The organism is Bacillus sp. B2-WWTP-C-10-Post-4, assembly GCF_009183805.1.
Lineage (GTDB): Bacteria > Bacillota > Bacilli > Bacillales > Bacillaceae_G > Bacillus_A > Bacillus_A cereus.
This window is the reverse complement of the sequence record NZ_WEII01000203.1, coordinates 1-4,157: the sequence shown is the minus strand read 5'-3', so window position 1 is coordinate 4,157 and position 4,157 is coordinate 1. Positions and strand designations below refer to the sequence as shown.

The window sequence follows — 4,157 nt, the reverse complement described above, 5'->3', positions numbered from 1 at the left end:
ATTTCCGAGTATTTTAAAACGGTATAATAAATTAATTTGTCAAAACAAGTATGTATTTTTGCCATAATTGGTTTCAATTCACGAGCGCTAACATCTAATTCACACATCGCTTCGAAAAGTTCATTTCTTCCCACGTTTGCGTTATAAACAAAATCTCCAATATTCGCATCTGCTCCAGCACGTTCAATAGCAATTTTCTCACATAACGGTTGAAGATAATTTATATCTTTATCTTCCATAGTAAGTTCGATAATTAACTCTAGTAAATCCTCTCCATTTTGAACTACTTCTAGTTTAAATGGATCTTTTTCGGAAATTATCATTTTGTTTTTCCAGTTCTCTACGAATTGGTGCCTATTGTTTTTCAAGTGTGAACAAAATATTTCTTTAATATCCTTATCGATTGGAAAAACCTCCATTCCCTCCATTTCCATACGACGAATACCCTTTATATTTTGAATATTAACACAAAAAATACGATTCGTTAATAGATTTTTGTCACATTTTGTTAATTTCTGTTGATAAAATTATTTTTTCTTTCTTATTTAACTAATTGTATGCAAATCCCCTTTTTCCTTCACATATTTTCATTATTTCCGTAGTCAAAACGACTTTTTTTGCATCATTTTTAATTCTTGCGTACAATAGAAAATGAAAGGTGTGAAAAATATGGTAAATAAAAATGTGGAAGATTATCTCCAAGAAGGCATTTACGGCCAAAAGCAAAACAAACCAGAAGAACGTAATATGTATTTAACTACATTACGTGAGCGTGTGGAAATCGCTTTAACGATCGGTCAAGTAATGCAAAGTAATGTATACTCTGAAGTGGCGGGTAGCATGCGCCCTTCTCAATCATTACAACTCCTCCTAAATGGTGGCATTGCTTACCCACATTTATCAAAATACATTAAATTAGCAAACGAAAAAAATGTTCCTTTTACAATTGTTCAAAATAAAGATACAAAAACACCAATCGGTTTAGTATTAACTCATGCTACTGCTGTAGATAAAGAACAAATTTATGTAGAAGATACTATTTTCAAACAAGAAATGAAGTAAAAGTTACACTTAATTAAATAGTTACTAGAAGCGTAAAAAACGAGTATGGAATCGTAAACATTTCCTACTCGTTTTTTAGTGCAAGTTTTAAGTTTTTCTACTTTATTTTTTAATACATACTAATTTCATTTCTGTCATTTCTTCTATTGCATATTTAATTCCTTCACGCCCCGTGCCACTTTCTTTCACGCCACCATAAGGCATATGATCTACTCTGAACGTTGGAATATCATTAATCATGACACCACCAACCTCTAGCTCATCAATTGCACGCATTGCTTTAAATAAATTATTTGTGAATACACCTGCCTGTAAGCCGTAACGCGAATTATTTACTTGTTCAATCGCTTCATCAAATTCTTTAAATGTATTTACTGTCATGAGTGGACCGAATACTTCTTGGCACTGCACAGATACATGATCTGGAACATTTGTTAATACAGTCGGTTCAAAAATTCTTGCATCCCGCTTCTTACCACCGCTTAAAACAGTTGCTCCTTCCTTAATTGCTTCTTGAACCCACATATCAATTCGCTCTACATCTCTTTTTGAAATTAAAGCTGATACATCCGTTTCCTCAAGCAGTGGATCACCAACAACAACTGATTCCATCGCTTTCTTTAGCTTCGAAAGAAATTCATGCATTTTCGTTTCATGTACAAAAACACGTTGTACTGAAATACAAACTTGCCCATTATTAACAAATGCTCCCCATTTTACACGTTCAATTATTTCATCTGTTAACTCTACATCTTCATCAATGATAACAGCAGCATTTGATCCTAGTTCCAACGTAACTCGTTTTAGCCCAGCCTTTTGTTTTATTCCAATTCCAACTTTTGGACTTCCGGTAAAAGTAATAGAAGCAACGTAATCATTTTTGACGATGGCCTCACCAACCGTGGAGCCAGGGCCAGAAATGATATTTAAAGCTCCATTTGGCAATCCTGCCTCTTCAAATAACTCAACTAATGCATAAGATGATAATGGCGTTTGATCAGCTGGCTTTAATACAACTGTATTTCCGGCAGCAATTGCTGGTCCAACTTTATGCGCTACTAAATTTAATGGGAAATTAAATGGTGTAATAGCCCCTATAACCCCAATCGGCTTTCGGATTGTATATGCAATACGCCCATCTGCACCAGGTGCGGCGTCTAATGGCAATGTCTCACCATATATACGCTTCGCTTCTTCAGCTGCAAATTTGTATGTTTGAACAGTACGATCTACTTCTCCCCTTGCAGCACGTATTGGTTTTGCAGCTTCTTTTGCAATAATCTCTGCAAATTCTTCTCTTCTTTCATCCATTTTTTGCGCAACTTTCTCTAAAATAGTCGCACGATCATATGCAGATAATGTATTCATTTTTGTCATTGCATTTTTTGCAGCGGTAACAGCCTCTTTTACATCTTCTTCCGTGCCTTGTGCAATTTCAGCTAATGTTTCTTCAGAATATGGTGCATATAATGGTTTATACGTGTTTACAGATTTCCAATCTCCATTTATATATAAATGCTTTTTCATACTTCTTCTCCTTCCAAATATATGTATACAACAATACTTCACCTAGTGAAAGGTTTGACTTATGTCATTGTATCATAGCCCTTATCCCTCAAAAAACATTATGCTCAAAAAAACTCTGCTATATAGCAGAGTTTACGAGCTAATTTGCTCTTGTAACGAAATTTGTTTTTCATCTTCTAAAATAACAATCGATTCTACTATCTTTGTAACTTCTAATCTTTTTATATAATGTCCATCTAATTCTTTCACACAAAACTTATAATTTTCAATTTCAATGGAATCCTCTTCAGCAATCTCTATATTCTTCGTTAAAATCCAACCACCGATTGTATCAACACCATCATCATCAATCCCTAAACCAAATAACATATTCACTTCACTAACAAGTACTTTTCCCTCTAGTATCGTCTTCGTTTCACTAACCTTTTGAATTTCTGGCTGCTCATCCGTATCAAACTCATCCTGAATATCTCCAACAATTTCTTCCAGAATATCTTCAACAGTAACAAGTCCAGATGTTCCACCATATTCATCTATCAATATAGCAATATGTGTTCTTTCTTTTTGCATTTTTAAAAACAAATCATGAATTGGAATAGAATCGATAACTAAAATAATTGGTCTCATATATTGCTCTACTGTCTTCTTATTAACAGCTTTATGTTGTACAAATTCAGTAAAAATATCTTTAAAATTCACAAAACCTATTACGTGGTCTTTGTCGCCATCAACAACTGGATACCTTGTATATTTTTCACGAGACATTTTTTGCAGAGCTTCTTCAGCAGACATCTCTTTACTTATAATATTCATTTCAGTTCGAGGTACCATTATTTCTTTTGCAATCCGATCATCAAATTCAAAAATTTTATTCACATATTTATATTCAGATTGATTAATCTCACCATTTCTATAACTTTCTGAAACTAACAACCGTAATTCTTCTTCTGAATGAACCTCATCATGTCCCTTCGGCGGTTTCAGCCCTAGCAGCTTCGTAATGATTCGAGCTGAACCATTTAATAGCCAAATGAATGGGAATGCAATACGATAAAAGAAAATTAACGGCTTAGAAACAAGTAAACTCACTTGTTCAGATTTTTGAATTGCAAATGTTTTTGGGGCCAATTCACCTATTACAACATGCAAAAAAGTAATTAACAAAAACACTAAAATCACAGCAAAAATGTCTGCTAGTTGAGTAGAGATATTCCAATTTGCAAAAAGCGTATCAAACATTTGCTTTAACGCAGGTTTACCAAACCACCCAATTCCTAAAGCTGTAACAGTAATTCCCAGCTGACAAGCAGATAAATATTCGTCTAAGTTTGTAATGACTGTTTTGACCGATGTTGCACGATTATTTCCTTCTGCAATTAAATAGTCAATTCGTGAACTTCTCACTTTAACAATTGCAAATTCTGCTGCAACGAAAAATGCCGTTAAAGCAATTAAAACAATCACTATACTTATACTATATATGTCCAAATACTTTTCCTTACTTACTTTGTAAGCAAGGAAGCCACCTCCTACTTAATTTTATTCAAGTGAAGTAAGCATTCTAATAC

At 33.8% G+C, this 4,157-nt stretch carries 3 protein-coding genes and 1 pseudogene; 1 reads left to right on the top strand and 3 read right to left on the bottom strand.

All coding sequences use genetic code 11. From position 1 onward, the window contains the following. A pseudogene (locus GBN78_RS28920) lies at positions 1–434 on the bottom strand (BA2291 family sporulation histidine kinase); the annotation flags it as partial. A gap of 235 nt (positions 435–669) precedes the next feature. On the opposite strand from GBN78_RS28920, the gene GBN78_RS28915 reads away from it, so the two are divergent. Next, complete coding sequence (locus tag GBN78_RS28915) at positions 670–1,062, top strand: YueI family protein (protein ID WP_000247557.1); 393 nt, start codon at positions 670–672, stop codon at positions 1,060–1,062. Between the two features lie 102 nt (positions 1,063–1,164). Here the strand turns inward: GBN78_RS28915 and GBN78_RS28910 are convergent, their stop codons facing one another. Both GBN78_RS28910 and GBN78_RS28905 read right to left on the bottom strand, forming a co-directional pair. Next, positions 1,165–2,589, bottom strand: a complete 1,425-nt coding sequence (locus tag GBN78_RS28910; RefSeq protein ID WP_152127995.1) for an aldehyde dehydrogenase family protein — start codon at positions 2,587–2,589, stop codon at positions 1,165–1,167. 132 nt (positions 2,590–2,721) lie between these two features. After that, on the bottom strand, positions 2,722–4,077 hold the full coding sequence (locus GBN78_RS28905) for a hemolysin family protein (RefSeq protein WP_044584423.1): 1,356 nt from the start codon (positions 4,075–4,077) through the stop codon (positions 2,722–2,724). Positions 4,078–4,157: the final 80 nt, after the last annotated feature.

Coding starts and splice junctions, on each gene's coding strand:
- GBN78_RS28910 (WP_152127995.1), bottom strand. CDS start 2,589: ATGAAAAAGCATTTATATATAAATGGAGATTGGAAATCTGTAAACACG.
- GBN78_RS28915 (WP_000247557.1), top strand. CDS start 670: ATGGTAAATAAAAATGTGGAAGATTATCTCCAAGAAGGCATTTACGGC.